Origin of the sequence: Psychrobacter sp. M13 (assembly GCF_030718935.1) — a bacterium.
Lineage (GTDB): Bacteria > Pseudomonadota > Gammaproteobacteria > Pseudomonadales > Moraxellaceae > Psychrobacter > Psychrobacter immobilis_G.
The window spans coordinates 63418-78350 of sequence record NZ_CP132194.1; the positions used below are offsets into that span (position 1 = coordinate 63418).

General features: G+C 43.6%; 14 protein-coding genes. 4 read left to right on the forward strand and 10 right to left on the reverse strand.

Going from position 1 to position 14933, the window contains the following annotated elements:
* Positions 1-52: 52 nt before the first annotated feature.
* Complete coding sequence (locus tag Q9G97_RS00265; protein WP_305899257.1) at positions 53-376, forward strand: chaperone modulator CbpM; 324 nt, start codon at positions 53-55, stop codon at positions 374-376.
* Between the two features lie 109 nt (positions 377-485).
* On the opposite strand, the gene sstT (Q9G97_RS00270) is transcribed toward Q9G97_RS00265, so the two are convergent.
* From sstT (Q9G97_RS00270) to Q9G97_RS00290, 5 genes are all read right to left on the reverse strand, one after another.
* Complete coding sequence (sstT, locus tag Q9G97_RS00270; RefSeq protein ID WP_305899258.1) at positions 486-1691, reverse strand: serine/threonine transporter SstT; 1206 nt, start codon at positions 1689-1691, stop codon at positions 486-488.
* A 536-nt stretch (positions 1692-2227) separates the two neighbouring features.
* Positions 2228-3430: a serine/threonine transporter SstT gene (sstT, locus tag Q9G97_RS00275; RefSeq protein ID WP_305899259.1), complete on the reverse strand. Its 1203-nt coding sequence runs from the start codon at positions 3428-3430 to the stop codon at positions 2228-2230.
* Positions 3431-3595: 165 nt separating this feature from the next.
* Entirely contained in the window at positions 3596-4072 is a 477-nt protein-coding gene (locus Q9G97_RS00280) for a DNA polymerase III subunit chi (protein WP_305899260.1), read from the reverse strand.
* Positions 4073-4078: 6 nt separating this feature from the next.
* The gene (locus tag Q9G97_RS00285; protein WP_305899261.1) at positions 4079-5722 is read right to left on the reverse strand and encodes a leucyl aminopeptidase; all 1644 of its coding nucleotides are present in this window, start codon (positions 5720-5722) and stop codon (positions 4079-4081) included.
* 163 nt (positions 5723-5885) lie between these two features.
* Complete coding sequence (locus Q9G97_RS00290; protein WP_305899262.1) at positions 5886-6491, reverse strand: cysteine hydrolase family protein; 606 nt, start codon at positions 6489-6491, stop codon at positions 5886-5888.
* Between the two features lie 309 nt (positions 6492-6800).
* On the opposite strand from Q9G97_RS00290, the gene lptF reads away from it, so the two are divergent.
* Complete coding sequence (gene lptF / locus Q9G97_RS00295) at positions 6801-8057, forward strand: LPS export ABC transporter permease LptF (RefSeq protein WP_305899263.1); 1257 nt, start codon at positions 6801-6803, stop codon at positions 8055-8057.
* Positions 8057-9280: an LptF/LptG family permease gene (locus tag Q9G97_RS00300; RefSeq protein WP_305899264.1), complete on the forward strand. Its 1224-nt coding sequence runs from the start codon at positions 8057-8059 to the stop codon at positions 9278-9280. Before lptF ends, Q9G97_RS00300 begins: the two co-directional genes overlap by 1 nt.
* Before the next feature lie 99 nt (positions 9281-9379).
* Here the strand turns inward: Q9G97_RS00300 and Q9G97_RS00305 are convergent, their stop codons facing one another.
* The 3 genes from Q9G97_RS00305 to Q9G97_RS00315 form a co-directional block, all read right to left on the reverse strand.
* Positions 9380-9988: a class I SAM-dependent methyltransferase gene (locus tag Q9G97_RS00305; RefSeq protein WP_305899265.1), complete on the reverse strand. Its 609-nt coding sequence runs from the start codon at positions 9986-9988 to the stop codon at positions 9380-9382.
* 67 nt (positions 9989-10055) lie between these two features.
* A complete protein-coding gene (locus tag Q9G97_RS00310) occupies positions 10056-10499 on the reverse strand; it encodes an MgtC/SapB family protein (protein WP_305899266.1) in 444 nt (147 codons plus the stop codon).
* A 772-nt stretch (positions 10500-11271) separates the two neighbouring features.
* Positions 11272-11802 carry an SMI1/KNR4 family protein gene (locus Q9G97_RS00315; protein WP_305899267.1) on the reverse strand — a complete coding sequence of 177 codons (531 nt, stop codon included), beginning with the start codon at positions 11800-11802 and terminating at the stop codon, positions 11272-11274.
* A gap of 126 nt (positions 11803-11928) precedes the next feature.
* On the opposite strand from Q9G97_RS00315, the gene Q9G97_RS00320 reads away from it, so the two are divergent.
* Positions 11929-12300 (forward strand): hypothetical protein, encoded by a 372-nt coding sequence (locus Q9G97_RS00320; protein WP_305899268.1) that lies wholly within the window; start codon positions 11929-11931, stop codon positions 12298-12300.
* Between the two features lie 417 nt (positions 12301-12717).
* Here Q9G97_RS00320 and xerD read toward each other — a convergent pair whose 3' ends face one another.
* On the reverse strand, positions 12718-13656 hold the full coding sequence (gene xerD / locus Q9G97_RS00325) for a site-specific tyrosine recombinase XerD (RefSeq protein WP_305899269.1): 939 nt from the start codon (positions 13654-13656) through the stop codon (positions 12718-12720).
* On the reverse strand, positions 13646-14929 hold the full coding sequence (locus tag Q9G97_RS00330; RefSeq protein WP_305899270.1) for a class I SAM-dependent methyltransferase: 1284 nt from the start codon (positions 14927-14929) through the stop codon (positions 13646-13648). Before Q9G97_RS00330 ends, xerD begins: the two co-directional genes overlap by 11 nt.
* Between the last annotated feature and the right edge of the window lie 4 nt (positions 14930-14933).

Genomic DNA, 14933 nt, shown 5'->3' on the forward strand with positions numbered 1-14933 from the left:
GTGATGCGAAAAATTAGTGAAACGTTAGCATAACCGCAACGAGGATAATAATATGAAACACTCACCCGAACTAACCGATCTCATTATGAGCTTTGATGAGCTAGTCTCTGCTTGTGGTCAAGAGCCGCAATGGGTCATTGCGCTAATCGAAGAAAATATTATCGAATATGATGTACCTGAGCAACAGCAGTTTACAGGCTATCAGTTGACGACCGTACGTCGTGCTTCGCGTCTGAGTCGTGACTTTGAGGCCAGCGTGCCTGCTATTGGCTTGATATTAGAGCTATTGGATGAAGTTGAGCAACTGCGTCAGTATAAGCGCCAATTGGATATGCAAGCACCAGTTATTGAAGTCAATATTGAGCATTTAAAATAACCTAGTCCGATAATTTTAAATTTCAGACACAAAAAAAGGGCATTGATTGCCCTTTTTTTTGTGTCTATAACTGCTGAATTAGTGACTGTTAGTCAGTTAATAAAACCAGCTAACGCGCATATTTCGGATCAGCGGCTGCGGTAAATAACACATCTGTTGATGAGTTCAGCGCAGTCTCTGCTGAATCTTGTATTACCCCGATAATAAAGCCGATAGCGACCACTTGAATAGCAATATCGTTAGGAATACTAAATAGGCTTGCTGCTAATGGAATAAGTAGCAATGAACCGCCAGCTACACCAGACGCTCCGCAAGCACTAATCGTCGCTACTAAGCTGAGCAGCAATGCTGAGGCAAAGCTGACCTCAATGCCTAAAGTATGAGCTGCGGCGAGGGTGAGTACGTTAATAGTAATTGCCGCACCTGCCATATTTATGGTCGCGCCAAGCGGAATGGTCACTGAGTAAGTATCTTTATTCAAGCCTAATTTATTGGCAAGATTCATATTGACTGGAATGTTCGCCGCAGAGCTACGAGTAAAAAACGCGGTAATGCCAGATTCACGTAGACAAGTAAAGACCAGCGGATATGGGTTTTTGCCGGTCTTGATAAAGACGATAATAGGATTAGCAATCAAGGCGATAAATACCATACAGCCAATCAATACCATCAAAATCCGTGCGTAGCCTGCCAGTGCAGCAAAACCCGTTTCAGCGACAGTGTTGGCGACTAGACCTAAGATACCAAAAGGGGCTAGAGCAATAACCCATTTGACCACTTGTGAGATAGCTTCAGAAAAATCAACGACAGCAGCACGTGTGGTTGCGCTGGCTTTACGGAGCGCAAAACCGATGATAATTGCCCATGCCAATATACCAATATAGTTGGCGTTAGCGACGGCATTGACAGGATTAGCCACAAGGCTAAGCAGTAGATTACCTAAGACTTCTTTTAGATCGGCGGGCGGTATCTGCGTCACGGCATCAGCACTCACTAATACTAAGCTGGTAGGGAATAAAAAGCTGGCACCCACCGCCGTCAATGCCGCCAAAAACGTGCCAAAGATATACATAATCAGCACGGGCTTTACGTAGACTTCACCATCACTACGATGTTGGCAGATAGCGGCCATCACTAAGATAAAGACCAGCACAGGCGCAACCGCTTTTAGTGCTCCGACGAACAGTGTACCTAGCAGGCCTAGGGCAATACCGACATTTGGCGCCAGCCAACCAACCAACGTGCCCACTATCAAACCGATAATAATAAGCGGTACTAGACCAATGCGCTTATACATTGCAACCAATGAATACATTCTTACTCCTACAACTTAATGAATAATAAAAGAGATCAAGCTATTCTCTATTTTTTGCCTTACTAGCCTCGTACTTATATATATAAAGGTAAGATTCGTAAAACAGAATAAAAATCGGTGAATTATAACCAAAAAAAGAGCCGTTAAGCCCTTTTTTATTTTTATAGCTATTCATTTGAAGAGATTGATTGGTTATTGGGGTCTGTTGAACATTTGATCATGGCACTGACAGTGACTATTTTTTAGGCGATTCTAGATTAAAAATATCTAGTTTAGTCATTCTAAGCGGATCTTTTTAATGACGAATCGGCAAAAAAGAGTCCTGTCCCACTCGAGCACAGCTCTCGTCTTGCGAACGGGCAAAGCAGTGCTTTGCTCGATCCGTTCTCAGGGCTGATGCTAAAATTGCCCTATTCGTTGTAAAAGTCTAGCTAAGGCATCTGCATTACCTGCGATTTTTACTTAGACTAGAACTATTTTAGCTATCAGCAGTGCTCACTTATAAATGTTCAACAGACCCTACCTCTCAAATGATATTAGCGTGCGTATTTAGGGTCAGCAGCGGCAGTAAACAGTACGTCTGTTGACGAGTTCAATGCGGTCTCTGCCGAGTCTTGCAGGACACTAATAATAAAGCCGATAGCGACCACTTGTAGCGCAATATCATCAGGAATATTGAATAAACTGGCCGCCAAAGGAATGAGTAGTAATGAGCCACCAGCGACGCCAGAGGTACCTCCAGCACTGACCGTAGCGACTAGACTTAGCAGTAATGCTGAGCCAAAGCTGACTTCAATACCCAAAGTATGAGCTGCTGCAAGGGTGAGCACATTAATGGTGATCGCCGCACCTGCCATATTAATAGTGGCGCCTAATGGCAGGGTGACTGAATAAGTATTTTCATGTAAGCCTAATTTGCTGGCTAGATTCATATTAATGGGGATGTTAGCGGCTGAACTGCGAGTAAAAAACGCGGTAATCCCAGATTCACGTAAGCAGGTGAATACTAGCGGATATGGGTTTTTACCAGTCTTGAGATACACAAGGATAGGGTTAGTCACCAATGCAATAAACAACATACAGCCTATCAATACTAGCAAAATTCGTGCATAGCCCAACAGCGCAGCGAAGCCTGTATCAGCGACGGTATTGGCTACTAAGCCCAAGATACCAAAAGGTGCTAGGGCAATAACCCATTTGACTACTTTTGAGATGGCATCTGCAAAGTCATTGACAGCGCTGCGAGTTGTCTCGCTGGCTTGTCGTAACGCAAAGCCGATAATAACCGCCCAAGCTAATATACCAATATAATTAGCATTGGCTAGGGCATCAACTGGGTTGGCGACGAGACTGAGCAGCAAGTTATTTAATACTTCTTTTAAGTTTGCAGGCGGTACTTGCTCGATGGTAGCATTCACCAAAGTCAATTCAGTTGGGAATAAAAAGCTGGCACCAACAGCGACTAGAGCGGCCACAAAAGTGCCTATCAGATATAAAAATAGCACGGGTTTTACATAGACTTTATTACCGCTACGATGCTGACAGATAGCAGCCATAACTAAGAAAAACACCAGTATAGGGGCAACGGCTTTTAAAGCGCCGACGAACAGCGTCCCCAAAATACCTAAGGCAATGCCAATACTTGGTGCCAGCCATCCTATCAAAGTACCCAGTACTAAACCGATAACAATCAGCGGTACCAATCCGATTCGTTGATACATCGCTATTAATGAATGCATTTTTACCTCAGTAGTTTAAGTAGCAAAAAACATAGACTTATTTAACGGGCGATATTAGCATTTTTTGACATGTTAACCCATAACTAGACTTTTAAATCATTGAAACGCAGACGAAAAAAAACGCCATGACTGGCGTTTAATTTTTACACTATTTGCAATAGAAGACTAAACTTTGAAATGGGTAAGCTCATGCCCTAATTGCTGATAATGCTTATACTTAGCCCGTCCTGCTCCTACGCTGACCGTATCCGGTTTGATAATCTCTAGGATACGGGTTATCGACACGTTATGAGTCGCACCTATAAAGTCCGTAACGGTACGAGCAGTGATATTAAGGACTATACCCTTGAACTGCTCGGGCAAATAATCACCTAGTAGCACAGGCGCAAGCAGATCATCAACAGTATTTGTCGTTAGTAACTGATGCGGGATAAAACTAACGGCATCGTGCGACCACAGCGCCTCATCAAGCTCGCTGAGCAGCGATGACTCATCACTCAATACGAGTATCGACTGTTTGCTTTTATGAAGCGCAGTCTGTACTAACTGCACCATAAAGCCCAAAATATCTTGAGCTTTAGGATCGCTGAGTACATAAAAGCTAACAGGTAGCTGGGTCACCGTTGTCTGATCCGTTGCCATTATCTATTACGCTATTGAAGCATTTTTTAGATACTGCATAAATAGCGGCACCGGACGACCTGTAGCGGCTTTGTCTTTACCTGAGATCCACGCCGTACCAGCGATATCCAAATGCGCCCACGCTTGACCTTCCTCTATAAAGCGCGATAAGAAGCAAGCGGCGGTGACAGCGCCTGCGCCTTTGCCACCGATGTTCTGTATATCAGCAATAGGCGAATCAATCAACGACTGATACTCATCATCCAACGGCATGTGCCAAACGAGATCACCAGACTGATTACTAGCGTTTTCTAAGCCAAACAACACATCTTCATCGTTACTGAATACGGCTGAGCGCACATGACCAAGCGCGACGACGCAAGCACCTGTTAGCGTTGCTACATCGATGATCGCTTTTGGCTGATAGTACTGCTGTACGTAGCAAAGCGTGTCGCATAGTACTAGGCGACCTTCAGCGTCTGTATTGAGGATTTCGACCGATTTGCCGTTCATCGCTCTGATAATATCGCCAGGACGCGTGGCTTCCCCTGATGGCATATTCTCAGCACAAGCCAATGCGCCGACGACATTGATAGGTAGACGTGATTCGCATAGCGCTTTTAGCGTACCGAGTACTGCAGCAGAACCACCCATATCAAACTTCATCTCATCCATAGCCGCGCCTGGCTTGATTGAGATACCACCTGAATCAAAGGTAACGCCTTTACCAACCAACACAATAGGCGCATCATCATTGACCGCTTGAATAGCTTGATCGGTAGCTTTATCCGCTTTTTTACCAGCGCCTTTTAATGGTAATTTATCGGCTATGGCTTTTAGGCCACCGCTAACTTTTGCTGCGCTACTAGTCGTCTTAGCACCGAACTTTGATTTGCCTTGATATTCCATGATGACCAGCTGGCCCTCGCGGGTCGAGCCTTGTGACACAGATAGGAAACAATTCATGCCTAGCGCTGCCATTTCTGCTTCGCCAAGTACAGTGACCTTTAGTACATCAGAATGTGCTTTGGCAAGCTCTTGTGCTTGCTCTGCCATGTACGCCGGGAAGCAGATGTTGCCTGGCTCATTAGCCACATCACGAGTTAGGCTTTGACCTGCAAATACTGACTCAGCAAAGTCTAGCGCTGGCTGCAAAGTAGCATCAGCCAATAGATAGATATCAGTCAATACAGGGGTGTTTTGCTCAGACTTGTATTTATCGAAACGATAAGTCGCTGCTAATAAATTCAGTGCGAATTGACCGAATTCATTTTCCTCTAAGCTGTCATTTAGCGCTACAGTAATTGAGCTAACGCGCTTTTGTGTAGCACTATAAATCGTCTTAGCAATTTTTTGTAGCGTCGCATTATTTAGCTTGTCGACATTACCCACACCTACTAGCAATAATTGTAGCGGATTTTGCTTAGTGGTTTTTTTATCACCTGCTAACGCATAATCTGCAACCGTTTCACAAGCCTTACCTGTAAAATGGGACACGTCGATCAATTGCTCGATACGCTCTTGATAGTCGGTTAATACAGCCTCTGCTAAGATATTTTTATTATTATCGACTAGCACCACTAAGCAGGCTGAGTCTTTATCCTTAGCTTCTTTTTTGAGTATTTTTTGAGTATGGGTTTTTGGTAGCTGTTGGGTGAGCTTAATATTCATATAGGGTTGTCCTTGTAAGCTTGTTAGAGTGATTATTGAATCAATTGGGCAGTGATGTGATGGCAGTGTAGCATATCAAAATAGCAGCGCACCGTCAGCGAGGGATAATGATTTTGGCTAGGTTTGCTGGCTACTTTGGCAATTATAGCTAAACATCAGCTTGTTAGCCGTTGATTACGGTATCAGTCGACATCAAAGCGGCAAATCTATCTTGCAATGCAGCCATAGCCGTATCGTGTACTACGTTGGCGGCCAGCGTTTCACCTTGAGCACTAGGTAAGTCGCGAGTAGCACAAGCATCATGACAAACAAAATTCTCAAAGCCTAAATCAAAGGCAGCTCTTACGCTTGAGCTGACACACATATGACTCATAAACCCAGCAAAGACAATTTGCGACTTGCCAGTAGCTTCGATAAGCGCTTGTAACGGAGTATCATAGAAGGCATTAGGATGCATCTTAGTAATGGTTTTTTCACTATCTAATGGTTGCAAGCTGTCCACTATAGTAACTTTGTCTGACAAAGGATCAAAAATATTACCCTTGTCTTCACCATGATGGGCGATATGAAAAATAGGCGTGTTGTTATCTCTAGCTTTATCTAACAGCAAACGCGCATTGGCAGTGGCTTTAGTACCAGCTGCGCCTAAGGGCATTTTACCATTGACATATTCATTCTGAAAATCAATCAGTACCACAGCGCAGTTTGACCAATCAAGTTTATTATACTGGCCGCCAGCCAATTCAAGTAGAGTTGCAGGACTAGACATAGTGTTCTCCAGATGGTGTGTGAGGTAAAGATAGATTCTAACAACTAATGAGCCGCTTATCAGTGCTTGATACCAACAACACACAAACCGTTTTAAATGCGCTACAGTACAGAGTGACGTAATGTATTCAAACACATTTTACCGTCATTTTTTACAAAAACATGGTAGCATTAGCGGCTATGCCTGAATGCCATATCCACAAGCATAGCTTGCATCATTTAGTTGGTTCGACAGACGCTCAGCTACGTTATTAATGCTGTTACCCTAAGCTTTTTATTAAGAGTCCTTATCGTGATATTACGCCGTTATATGACCAATCAAGTTGCCTCGACCACCGCTTTGGTATTGGGGTTTTTGGTCGTAATGATGCTTGGCGGACGTCTGATACGTTATTTTGGCATCGCCGCTGAAGGTAATTTGGATATCAGCTTATTGTTTAGCATTATTGGCTATAATCTACCTTACTTTTTAGAGCTTATCCTGCCGTTAGCGTTTTTTATCGCCTTAATGCTAGTGTTTGGGCGATTGTATGTCGATCAAGAAATGGCCGTTATCAATGGTAGTGGGGTCTCACGTGGTAAGCTGGCTCGGTTGATGACCCCATTGATTTTGGCGCTGTTCGTAGGCGAAGCCGCCTTATCGGTAGTCGCTAAGCCTTGGGGCGTGCGCTCCTCAGAAACTATCTGGCAGCAGCAAGCTTTGAGTAGTGCTTTTGATCTTATTCGTCCTAATGAGTTTGTCAGTAGTGGCAATTACCATCTGTATGTCGGTAGCTTGAGCGACGACAAAAAACAGCTGCAAGATGTAGTTTTGATCCAGACCAAAGAGACGGTTGAAAATGAAGAACCGCTTAGCAGTGATGATGCTGAGCTGGCAAGGCAACTGGCTAATACTGAGATGCCGCAAGAGTTGACGACTACTATCGACAACAGCGATCAAGCCATCACTAAAGACACCATCACTCTTGCCAAGCGTGCTGAGCAAGTTGATAACGGTGCTGGCGGTATCACGCAGTTGGATCTGTTTCAGGGTCGACGCTATGAAGTCGGCGCAGGCAGTCTAAAGTATAATCAAATTGGCTTTGATCGTTATCGGATTACCTTAACTGAGTCCTCTAAAGAGATAGTGACTGAGGATAATACCGAAACCCAAGCTATTGGCCCTTTATGGCAAGCTGCTACAGGTAGCGCGTCAGTTAATAGTACTAGTGCTATGCGGGCCGCGCAAGGTGAGCTGGGTTATCGATTTGCGCTGCCTTGGCTGATGATCATCGCGCCGATGCTAGCTGTACCTTTATCTCAAGTAAGGCCTCGTCAAGGGCGCTGGCTACGCTTATTCCCCTCAGTATTATTATTTGTCAGCTGTGCATTAGGCATTATTTCGCTCAAAAACGCAGTGGGTCAAGGCAGTGTTAGCGTTTGGGCTTATGCTTGGCTGATCGTAGGGTTTATGGCGTTGGCACTATATATGAATTGGAGCAGCCGTATAGGACATCGATTACGGGTACGACGAGAGGGTACTGAGCCCTCTCTAACAACCGATCATTCAAACGGAGGGAACTATTAGTGCGCTCTCCTGTTAATACCCAATCCACCACTCTAAAAGTGCTCAGTCGTTACGTGAAAAAAAACGCCCTACTAGCCATTATCGCGGCGATACTAGGACTGTGGGCGCTACAAATTGTTTTCTCTTATTTATCTGAACTGGACTCACTAGATGATAGCTATACGATGGCGGACGCTCTCAAATACATCCTATATCGCTCGCCCTATTTTTTAGAAGAATTTATCCCGACAGGTGCTTTATTAGGCGCGGTTATTGGATTAGGATTATTAGCTAATAAGAGCGAGCTGGTGGTCATGCGCGCCGCTGGTATTAGTGTGTATCGTATCGTCGGTTGGGTACTACAGCCTGCGCTGGTATTTGTGCTTTTAGCCTTAGTGATTAACCAATTCGTATTACCTACCAGCAATCAATTGGCACACGAAATCAATAGCGACGAGCGCGACGTATCGATTACCACAGTGCGCGGCTACTGGACCGTGCAGCCAAGTTTTACCACTACTAGTGCTGGCAACGATGCGAATAATAGCACCGATAACACTAGTGGTAGTGCGCAGCCCAATGGCAGCGATATTCTCTATATCAATTATGCAGATGTACAAGGCAATATCGGTGAAGTAAAACGCTGGCACTTAGATAATGACGGCAATCTGCAAACCGCTATCCGTGCTGAAGGGGGAAACTATAAAGGGCGCGTCGCTATTGATGCGGATAATAATACCTCGGCCCAGTCGGCCCAGTACCGCTATGAGTGGCAACTCAATAATATCACCAAGCTGAGTATCAACCAAGGGTTTGAAGCCAGTCAAGCCAAGTCACTATCAGATACGTTAAGCTTACCTTTTGCACCTGAGTCGGTCTATCTATTGACCCGTGAGGCTGAAGATCTATCGCTGACTCAGCTATACGATCATCGTCAGCTTATGCGCGCGCAAGAGCAGCGCTCATTGACTCATGAGCTGGCGTTTTGGCAAAAGCTACTCTCACCACTCTCAATTTTATCGCTAGTTATCGTCGCCTGCTCATTCGTCTTCGGCTCGCTACGCACTCATAGCTTAGGTTTACGTATTGTCGTCGCGCTACTATTCGGCTTGCTATTTAGCTACCTGCAAGACTTGGTTGGGTTTATTTCCTTGGCGACTGGATTTTCGCCGATGCTTATGGTGATACTGCCCATTATCGCCAGTACGATACTGGGAATATATTTACTAAAACGGCAAATGTAGACGGTTGTTTTGGTAAAAACTTAAGCTCAGCGAAATACAACTAAAAAGCACGCTATAACTCAACGTTAAGCGTGCTTTTTGCTGATGGGTTTTGCAAGATTATTCTTTGGTCGCCATGGTAATAGTATAAGTTTTGCCTTGCTTGACCTTTTCGCTATTCCCAAACACCTCGGTAAACGAGCGCTTCATAAATTGACGTAAGCCATTGATGGTCACCACGTAAAAACGTCCACCTTGACGCATCCGCGCATAAGCATCTAAGAAGTATAAATAATGCTGCTCTTTACCGACTTTGGCAGGCAAGTTCGACATCACAAGGCTAAAGTCTTTATCTGCCGCCACATGATTAAAGCCGTTTGATAAATGCACATCGACATTATGCAGACCATTTTTCTCACAGTTCAGGCGAGCATATTCTACTGCCATAAAGTCTTTATCAATTAAGGTGTGCTGACCATTTGGACATTCGCGCGCCGCTGCCATACCAAGTACACCATAGCCACAGCCCAAATCTATCGAGTCATCGTCCGTCTGAAAGTCGACATAATCAAGCAGCATGAGGCTACCGTCATCAAGCTTTTGCGGAGAAAAAATACCCCACGTAGTGGCAAAGTCAAAAGGTTGACCCAGCACATTCGCTTGAAAGTTAATATCTTCACGCCAGTGTTTGGCTTTTTCTAATAATTCAGCAGGTGGTCTATGTTTCATGGAGTTCTCTATGATATGAATAATTAATGATGATATTGTAACGAGAATTTAATAAAGTTTCAGCTCATTACTCATCTTTCATCTTATTTTTTGCTTTAAAAGGCTCTGAGAACTGTAGGATCAAAAAGCTAACGACAGATAAGATGATGGCAATCTCATAGCGGCTATAAGCGACTGAGATACCAATGGCAGCGGTATTCCATAGTCCTGCGGCTGTGGCAGTACCTTTAACACTGCCGCCACTTTTAAAAATAGCACCACCACCGATAAAGCCCATACCGGTGATAATACCGTACATAATACGCGCTTCGGCATCGCCCTCATTGTAGATATCTCGACCGACTAGCATAAAGGCGCAGGAGGCAATAGCCACCAATGGGAAGGTGCGCAGACCCGCACCATTATCCTTCATCTCACGATTGAGCGCGATAGGTAACGATAATATAAAGGTAATGCATAGTTGAAAAAAGTGATACTTCATCAACGCCATATCGATATCTAATTCAAACATAGCTCACTCCGTTATGCAAAAGTGAATTTAAATAAGTAATACAACTTTAAAGCTATTTAAATAGTATTGTAGCGATAACGATGTGAGTTTTCAGTTATGGATTGATAGCGGTTTGTGATTGAGATTTGGGGAAATATTATTATTTTTTATTGTGGGAGCTTATCCTGCTATCCGCTTGTATCTGCATCGCCATCGTTTGCGTCAGGATACCTTTAAAAAATTTCCTCTAAGGAATTTTCTCTTGCAAACCTAAAATTGCAGTGCAATTTTTTAACGGCTCTCATATCAGGGCTGAAAATCTTTTTAAGGCAGCGTTATTGAGCGCATTTGACATTTTACTTATTCAAGTCGGTAGGGTGCGCCCAGCGCACCGATAAACGGAGTAAGTTTAATGCAAATATCGTTGTGTCTAATCCTTCTACATTAACCTACTCTATATGAATTGCAGTTGGCTCTGAATGTGCTGTAGGTTGGTGTAGAGCTTGCGACACCCAACGTTATGAGTTCAGAATAGGCAGTCGTATAGGGTGGATTAGGGCGTAGGGTGGCTTAAGAAAAACCTACCGAACAATGTATGTTTTTTTAATGGGTTGTATCTAACGATTTGTTGTAGGCTGGGTTTTTAACCCAGCAGAATATAGCAATTAGCTTGAAATTCATAGCTAAAGTGAAATGTTGTTTGTAATATAGTACGATGTTATTTTTCTAGGTTACTTACTCATTCGCTGGGCTAAAAGCCCAGCCTACGCTTGCTGTATTTTCCTTATAAAGATCAAATTTGCGGATTAGCTCTAGCATGTTGCAATCTGGCATAAAATACTGGGTCAGTTTCAGCTAGGATAAGCTCATGCGCCTCTTCAGAAATCAAAGGCGCGATAAATTCATTAAAACTGTTTGTTATTTTGACTAAAGTTTTGATCTTTTTAGCATGAGAGCGCTCATGATCATAAAAGTACACTTCACCATATTTTTTAGGAAGTAGACAAAGGCAAAAATAATTACCACCCTCGTCGTATGCAAATGCAAGCAGTCCTGTTTTTTTAGTGCTATTACGATCACCGAATTCTGGTTCTAACCTAGCATATTCAGGACCGTCATGTATTCCTAACATATTGTGTACGCTTGTTCTACCTTCTGCATCAGAGATATGACAGACAGTATTGATAGGTTCTGCGCCATTGAAATTAAGTAGATAGTGACGGTAATCTTCTGGTAATCGATACTTTATTACCTTTTCGAACTTCTCTAATTCGTCAATACTGAGTTTGCCGTATGGATTGGCTGTCTTATATAATGCTGTCATAATTATGCGCTCCTAGTCGAATAATTTTTTTATATTAACTATCAACTTTCACAAATAAAATCTTTGGCTTACGTATTCACTAGCCCGTTATATGTATTTTTGGGATGTCCGTTTAAGGAGAAATTAATGACATTATTTGAAGAATGTAGAGAAGCATTAAATCAAGACTTCACTATAGTAGATGATGAGCAGACAGCGATAGATCTATTACAAACTTTTCCCTTAAAAAACAACTATATGGTTTGGACTAATATTGACTATAAAGACTATGATTGTATGGAAGAATTACTAAGTGATTTTTTATCGTTATCTGCAAGCTCCTTCTATGTCTTAGCTGATAGCGAAAATGTACCTATTTTTAAATCTAACCTGAAGCTAATTATAGACAATATTGATGATGTTTCAGCGCTATCTTCTAAGGTGTTTATTTTTAATGAAAATGTTGTTATAGAACCGTTATTTCCTACTTATACTTTAAGAGTAGGTCAGCTCCAGTAGAGTGCGCCTAGAGCATCAAATGATATGAAAAGTAAAGATTTTATGCGATACACATTTTATAGTTTTTGACCCAAACAAATTAAATTTACGTTGATTTTAGTTCAAATAGTTATGAATATAGATGCAGGGTAGGTTACGCTTTGGCTAACTCAGCACAATCTTAATATCATACAGAAGACCTTCTTAAAGGAACTTTCTTTTGTAGATTGAACTGATGCTATTCATAAAAAATAAAGTAGGCGTAGGGTGCATTTCATGCACCGATGGTTAGTAGTAGCGTCGTTATTTATCGGCGCGATGGATTTCACCCTACAAAAGCTGGATTAAATATTTACATCCAACATTATAATCAATCCGTTGGGTCTCGTACCTCGACACCAACCTACTCAAAAAACTAAAATTTTTCTTAATTAAACCCTAACCCCTCGGATGATGCTCAGCATGCAATTTCTGCAATCTAGCTGTCGCCACATGAGTATAAATTTGCGTAGTAGATAAATCGCTATGCCCAAGCAACAACTGCACGCTACGAAGATCTGCACCATGATTGAGCAGATGCGTAGCAAAAGCGTGACGTAGGGTATGTGGGGATAAGTCTTTATCGATACTAGCGACTTTGGCGTATTTTTTTAGTAGATACCAAAAGTTTTGTCGAGTCATATAGCCGCCTTGCGCGGTCAAAAACACTGCTTGGCAGTTGCCCGATTTTAGATGTGCGATTAGATCACCACGCGCATGATTAAGATAATCCTCTAGCGCGTCCGACGCGTATTCCCCTAATGGCACAAGACGGGTTTTATTACCTTTGCCCGTGATTTGTAGCCAACCTGCATTTAGATTGACTTGCTCTAGCGCTAAATTAATCAGCTCACTGACCCGTAGACCGCAAGCATACAGTACCTCAAGCATCGCCTTGTCACGTAGACCAAGCGCGGTGCTCGTATCAGGTGCGGCAAGTAGATTATCGACGTCGCCCTCGCTTAAATCTTTGGGTAGGGGACGACCTAGCTTTGGTGATTTGATCTGCTCACAAGGGTTGTCTTCGCGTAGATTGCTAGCGATCATCCATAGATAGAATTGACGCAGACTTGATAGCATACGTGCCTGAGTACGTGGCGTTTTGTCGTCTTGAGCAAGTAGAGATAGGCAGTGCAGCACGTCATCAGCTTGCCATTGAGTTAGTGCTTTGGTATTGGTCAGCTCACAGGAGCGCAAATCACGCACATAAGCGTTACGGGTACGAGTCGCAAGACCACGAGCGAGCATCGCCTGACGAAATTCAGTGATATAAGTTGGCTCGTCATCGACGGCTAGCGCCTTGGGTTGACGTTGTTGTACGGCGCGATCACGGCTCATCTGAAGCGCCCACTAGACACCACAACGAAGTAATCTCGCTACTCCTCGCAGCATATAACGGGTCAGTCTCATCTTGGCTACGACCATGTTTAGGCTGGGTATCTAAGCGGTATTTTATGGTTAGCCCAGCATTGGCAATCCAGTCTAATAGCTCATCACGGCTGCGCAATTGTAGATGTTCTGCTAAGTCCGACATTATCAACCAAAGCTCACCCTGCTCAGCTAAGTGCTGTTTTGTACCTTGCAAAAACCCGCGAAGCATCTTACTTTTCTCATCATACACCGCATATTCAAGTGGTGAGGTTGGTTTGGCAGGTAACCAAGGTGGATTACAAATAATCAAATTGGCTAGTGGCGCGTCTATCGGAAACATATCCGCTTGCTGGAGCTGTATATTAGATAGCTCTTGACGCGTAAAATTATCTTGCGCACAGGCTATAGCTTGCGGGTTCAAGTCGGTCGCGATGACGTTTTGCACACCGCGCTGAGCTAAGATAATCGCCAATAGCCCTGTACCCGTACCAATATCATAAGTGATATTACAATTAGCAGGCAGCGGTGCATCGAGCAATAGCTGTACATACTCATGACGGGTCGGTGCAAATACGCCATAGTGCGGATAAATGGATAGCCCTAAGCTGGCAATCGGCACGCCTTTTTCGCGCCACTGCGCTGACCCTAACGCCCCTTGTAGGTCGCGTAGTGATAGTAAGCATATCTCATTCATTTCACCAAAAGCCGCTGTGCAAGCACTACTAACATCAGGTGCACGGCGTAATTGGCTGATATAATTGGCATCCAGCTCTAGTAATAAACGGCCCAATATTCGCGAGCGCTGAGCTTGAGCTTGGCGCTGCTGATGGAATAAATTTGGGATTACTTTAGCTGATAACGAGGCGTCATCGGCAGGATTATTAATAGTATGGTTGGATTTGCTAGCGGCTTTATCATTCTTGCGCTGCTCACTACGCTCGACACGACGGGTCATAGCTTGCAGAAGTTGACGGGCATTATGGAAGTCGCCGCGATATAACAGTGAGGTGCCTGCACAGGCTAGACGGTAGGCTTTGTCTGCGCTCGTACTGTCATCAATCACTTCGATATGTGCAGGCGCTGCTTGATCACTTGATGATAACCAGCGCGCTTTATGTAAAGCATTACTGTGCAAAGTATTATTATGCAAAGTATTATTATGCAAAGTATTATTATGCAAAGTATCGCTGCCGTTTTTACTTTCGGTCCATTCTACATATTGCTTTTCTACTGTGAGCACGTCA

Excerpts from the sequence above, each read along its gene's own strand:
- Q9G97_RS00265 (WP_305899257.1), top strand. The coding sequence starts at position 53 with ATGAAACACTCACCCGAACTAACCGATCTCATTATGAGCTTTGATGAG.
- sstT (WP_305899258.1), bottom strand. The coding sequence starts at position 1,691 with ATGTATTCATTGGTTGCAATGTATAAGCGCATTGGTCTAGTACCGCTT.
- sstT (WP_305899259.1), bottom strand. The coding sequence starts at position 3,430 with ATGCATTCATTAATAGCGATGTATCAACGAATCGGATTGGTACCGCTG.
- Q9G97_RS00280 (WP_305899260.1), bottom strand. The coding sequence starts at position 4,072 with ATGGCAACGGATCAGACAACGGTGACCCAGCTACCTGTTAGCTTTTAT.
- Q9G97_RS00285 (WP_305899261.1), bottom strand. The coding sequence starts at position 5,722 with ATGAATATTAAGCTCACCCAACAGCTACCAAAAACCCATACTCAAAAA.
- Q9G97_RS00290 (WP_305899262.1), bottom strand. The coding sequence starts at position 6,491 with ATGTCTAGTCCTGCAACTCTACTTGAATTGGCTGGCGGCCAGTATAAT.
- lptF (WP_305899263.1), top strand. The coding sequence starts at position 6,801 with ATGACCAATCAAGTTGCCTCGACCACCGCTTTGGTATTGGGGTTTTTG.
- Q9G97_RS00305 (WP_305899265.1), bottom strand. The coding sequence starts at position 9,988 with ATGAAACATAGACCACCTGCTGAATTATTAGAAAAAGCCAAACACTGG.
- Q9G97_RS00310 (WP_305899266.1), bottom strand. The coding sequence starts at position 10,499 with ATGTTTGAATTAGATATCGATATGGCGTTGATGAAGTATCACTTTTTT.
- Q9G97_RS00315 (WP_305899267.1), bottom strand. The coding sequence starts at position 11,802 with ATGACAGCATTATATAAGACAGCCAATCCATACGGCAAACTCAGTATT.
- Q9G97_RS00320 (WP_305899268.1), top strand. The coding sequence starts at position 11,929 with ATGACATTATTTGAAGAATGTAGAGAAGCATTAAATCAAGACTTCACT.
- xerD (WP_305899269.1), bottom strand. The coding sequence starts at position 13,656 with ATGAGCCGTGATCGCGCCGTACAACAACGTCAACCCAAGGCGCTAGCC.